The following is a 4009-nucleotide window of genomic DNA, read 5'->3' as shown; positions in this document are numbered from 1 at the left end:
ATTATCGCGAGTATGTCGTCGTCACCGGCGGTGGGCCTGGCGTCATGGAGGCCGGCAACCGCGGCGCCGACGACGTCGGCGCCCCGTCGATCGGCTTGAACATTGTGCTGCCGCACGAGCAGGCGCCCAATGCCTATGTCACGCCGGAGCTCTGCTTCAACTTCCACTACTTCGCCATCCGTAAGATGCATTTCGTCATGCGCGCCAAGGCGGTCGCGGTGTTCCCGGGCGGCTTCGGCACGATGGACGAGTTCTTCGAGACGCTGACGCTCATCCAGACCGGGCGCATGGAGCGCGTGCCGGTCATCCTGTTCGGCAAGGCGTTCTGGCAAAGGGCGATCGATCTCGATTTCCTCGCCGAGCAGGGCACGATCTCGCCCGGAGATCAGGACATCATCGATTTCGTCGACACGGCCGACGAAGCCTGGGACATCATCCGCCGCTTCTACAAGCTGGGGGAGTAGGAACTGATGAACTGAGGAACTGGAGAATTGAGGAATTGGAGAATTGGAGAATTGAGGAATTGAAGAATTGAAGAATTGAAGAATTGAAGAATTGAAGAATTGAAGAAAAGGCGTCCCGGTCGTTCTCCAGTTCTCCAGTTCTCCAGTTCTTCAATTCCTCTACCCGGGACGGCATCCCGGTCCGGTCTGCTTATATCGGCAGCTCGGCCAGCCAGCCGTTCAGATGCGCGAAGCGCACGATGGCCGCCCGCGAGTGCAGCTCGAGCTTCTCGGTTGCCCTGGTGCGGTAGGTCTCGATCGTCTTTATGCTGAGGTTGAGCCGGGACGAGATTTCCTTGTTGCTGTAGCCGAGCGCCACCAGCTGGATGACCGACCGTTCCCGTTCGCTGAGATTGCCGGGATCGCCCTGCGGGGCGTTGCGCGGGCTCAATATGCGCGCCGCAAGCGCCGGATCGACATAATTGTCGCCGGCCAACACGCAGCGGATGGCCTGCAGCAGGTCCGTCGCGGTCGACCGCTTGACCACGAAGCCGCGTCCGCCGGCCGCCAGCACCTGGCGCAGGCAGCCGGGGTCTTCATGCGCCGTCAGCGCGATGCAGCTGATCTCGGGAAAGCGCTCGCCGAGCTGCTCGATCAGCGTGACCCCGTTGACGCCCGGAAGCGAAATGTCGACCACGGCGACATCGGGCAGCGTCTTGCCGATCCCCTCAAGGGCATCTTCGGCATTCCCGGCAAGCCCGACGATTGTCAGGTCGTCCTGGCTGTTGATCATCGCCCCTATCCCGGACAGGATGATCGGGTGGTCGTCGACCACGAATATCCGCCTGCAGTGCACCTTAACCTCCATCAGTCTGTCAAAGGCCCTGTCACGCGGAAAGGGTCCCTCTTGTCCTTGATGGTCTAGGCAACTGCCCCGCCTGGCGCGGGACGCCCGTCTGTCTCAACAAGCCTTAACGGCCGCAACGGGTAAGCCATCCCCCGCCTAACCCAATAATGCCGGATTGTAAGCCGTGGCGTAACGTCCGGGATGTGCAGCGCTTCACTTAGACGAATTTTAGGAAAAGTGCGCAGCGGTTTTCCATCCGGAATCACGCAAAAACAAACACTTGCCGGAAGCTCGAACAGGCCAATGGCCGCAGCCGCCATTTCCCCGCCTGATCGCATTGTCGCTGAAAAGCGCTGCCGTTCATCCCCCCTTCAACCTGCCAAAGGCACGTCCGCGTAAACGGTGGTCCCCTTCGTCATGGCGGTTTCGATGGTCAATTCGCCTCCCACCAGCGCGAGGCGCTCCCGCATTCCGGCAAGCCCCAGATGGCCCGGGCCAGGTTCGGCGCCGCCGTCAAAGCCGCGGCCATCGTCCTCGATCGTCAGGCGCATCCGGTCGTCGTGAATGTGCGCCGTCACGCTGACGCGGCTCGGCTGGGCATGCTTGCCGACATTGGTGAGGGCCTCTTGCGCAATGCGGTAAAGAGTCAGGGCGATTTCACGAGAGAGCGGACTCGAAAGGGCTTCGAGATCCACGTCGCAGGAAATGCCAAGCTGCGCGCAAAGCATGGTGGCCAGATCCTCGACCGAGGCGCGAAGTCCAAGCCGGTCAAGATCCGCGGGCCGCAGACTCCAGGCTGCGTCATGCACCTTGGCGCTCAACTGGTCGACGAGCACGGTGGCGCGCGCGAGGCCATCGTCCAGTTCCCGGGAGCCTGCACGGACGTTGTGCAACTCCAGCGCGATGCTGGCCAGCATCTGGCCCAGATCGTCATGCAGCTCGCGCGACAGACGCAGGCGCTGTTCTTCTTGCACGGCGATCAAACGCCGCGCCAGTTTACGGCGCAAGGCCTTGTCGTCCTTGCCTATGGTCATACCCGCCCACATCAACCCTTCTCTTCCCATTGCCGTCGCGGGGGTCGCAAGCCACCCGCCGGTCGGCGAGAAAAGGCATGAATGCGCGCGCAATATACACCCGGCATATGCTTTTATGCCTGTCAGTTTTTTCCCCATCCCTTCAACTTTTCCTGACACCGGGATCAGAAGAAAAACCGACGGCACCTGCCGATCAGCCCGAATTCATCGGCGCTGTTTCCGCGTGCATCCTTCAAGCGTCCTCCCGGTCATCTTGAACTGGCCGGGAAGCTCAACGCAAACCAAGGAGAATGTCATGAGAAAGATCATCCTGGCCGCGGCCGTCCTGTCGGCTCTGACCGGTTCGGCATCCGCATTTTCGGTCGGTAGCGGCAACGGTAACGGCAACGGCAATGTCGGCGTCGGCAACGGCAACGGCAACGGCAATGCCAACACCGGCGCCTTCAACGGCAACTTCAACGGCAACGGCAACTTCGGCCTCGGCAACGGCAATGGCAACGGCAATGCCAATATGGGCGCCTTCAACGGCAACTATAACGGCAACCTCAATGCCGGCGCCGCCAACGGCAACGGCAACGGCAACGGCAATTTCGGCCTGGGCAACGGCAACATCAACGGCAACGGGAACTTCGGCATCAGCAACGGCAATGCCAACGGCAACGGCAACTGGGGCGCCGGCAACGGCAACGGAAACGGCAACGGCAACCACTAGCGCCGTCCAACCGCCAGCGTCGCCAAGCTTCGGTTTGGCAAGACGCTGATGGCTCTGGGACCGCCGAGCCGAGCGCCCGTCCCCCGCGCAAGGCTGTCGCGAATATCGCCGGCGGTCCCAGTCCTTTTCGAAGCCCAATCCTTTTTGGAAACAGGTCCCGATTTCAAAAGCCCAATTCAAAAACCAAGCCATGGAAGGAGCTCGCAGATGAAACGCTATGTCATACCGGTGCTAAGCCTGGGGCCGGCGCTATGCCTGGGGTTGTTGAGCGCAACCGTGGCGAAGGCTGACACCGCGACGGGCAGCCAGGCCTTCGGCATGTCGGCTGTCCAGGGAGCGGTCGGCAAATACGGCCAAGCCATCGGCGCGAACGTCAGGAGCATGGACCCGCTCGGCAATTTCGGCGGCAATGTCGGCTACAAGAACAGCGGCACCGGCAACGTCGGCGCCTTCAACAGCGGAACCGGCAATGTCGGTGCCTTCAACGGCAACAACAACACCTCGCCGACAAGCGGCAACGGCAACATCGGCGCCTTCAACGGCAACTCCAACACCGGCCAATACAACGGCAACAGCAACATCGGCGCCGGCAACGGCAACTTCAACGGCGGCAACTTCAACGGCAACGGCAACGTCGGCGCCTTCAACGGCAACCACAACGGCCGGGGAAACCACTGATGACCGGCTTGAGATCACCTGCGTCCGTTCGGCCTCGCAAGCGCCGGGTTGCGGCGAGGCTGCTTGATGGCAACGGCCTTGCGCTCGCCACGCTGCTTGCCGCGTTCCTGGCCGCCGATGCCTCGACCCTGGTCAGGATTTCCGACCTTCCGATCGGCGCCGGCGTCACCAACGGCCTTGGCAATACCGGAAATTTCAACGGCAACGGGAATACCGGCAACTTCAACGGCAACGGCAACAGCGGCAATTTCAACGGCAACGGCAATGCCGGGAGCTTCAGCGGCAATTTCAATGG

The 4009-nt window shown here is 61.6% G+C and carries 6 protein-coding genes; 4 read left to right on the top strand and 2 right to left on the bottom strand.

Annotated elements, in window-relative coordinates; all coding sequences use genetic code 11:
* Positions 1 to 464, top strand: a 464-nt coding sequence (locus EOD07_RS25315; protein WP_164772508.1) for an LOG family protein, incomplete at its 5' end; no start/stop codon positions are given.
* A gap of 190 nt (positions 465 to 654) precedes the next feature.
* Here the strand turns inward: EOD07_RS25315 and EOD07_RS25310 are convergent.
* A complete protein-coding gene (locus EOD07_RS25310) occupies positions 655 to 1278 on the bottom strand; it encodes a response regulator transcription factor (protein WP_245470469.1) in 624 nt (207 codons plus the stop codon).
* Positions 1279 to 1661: 383 nt separating this feature from the next.
* A complete protein-coding gene (locus EOD07_RS25305) occupies positions 1662 to 2324 on the bottom strand; it encodes a sensor histidine kinase (RefSeq protein ID WP_164772507.1) in 663 nt (220 codons plus the stop codon).
* Positions 2325 to 2619: 295 nt separating this feature from the next.
* Between EOD07_RS25305 and EOD07_RS25300 the strand changes: the two genes are divergently transcribed.
* From EOD07_RS25300 to EOD07_RS25290, 3 genes are all read left to right on the top strand, one after another.
* On the top strand, positions 2620 to 3036 hold the full coding sequence (locus EOD07_RS25300) for a hypothetical protein (RefSeq protein WP_052457864.1): 417 nt from the start codon (positions 2620 to 2622) through the stop codon (positions 3034 to 3036).
* Positions 3037 to 3243: 207 nt separating this feature from the next.
* Positions 3244 to 3714 (top strand): hypothetical protein, encoded by a 471-nt coding sequence (locus tag EOD07_RS25295; protein WP_127237358.1) that lies wholly within the window; start codon positions 3244 to 3246, stop codon positions 3712 to 3714.
* The coding region (locus EOD07_RS25290) for a hypothetical protein (RefSeq protein WP_206519547.1) at positions 3714 to 4009 on the top strand (296 nt) is incomplete at its 3' end. The genes EOD07_RS25295 and EOD07_RS25290, both read left to right, overlap by 1 nt.

It is taken from the genome of Mesorhizobium sp. M2C.T.Ca.TU.002.02.1.1 (assembly GCF_003997225.1).
The sequence above is the reverse complement of the archived record's forward strand: the minus strand, read 5'-3'. Positions and strand labels throughout refer to the sequence as shown.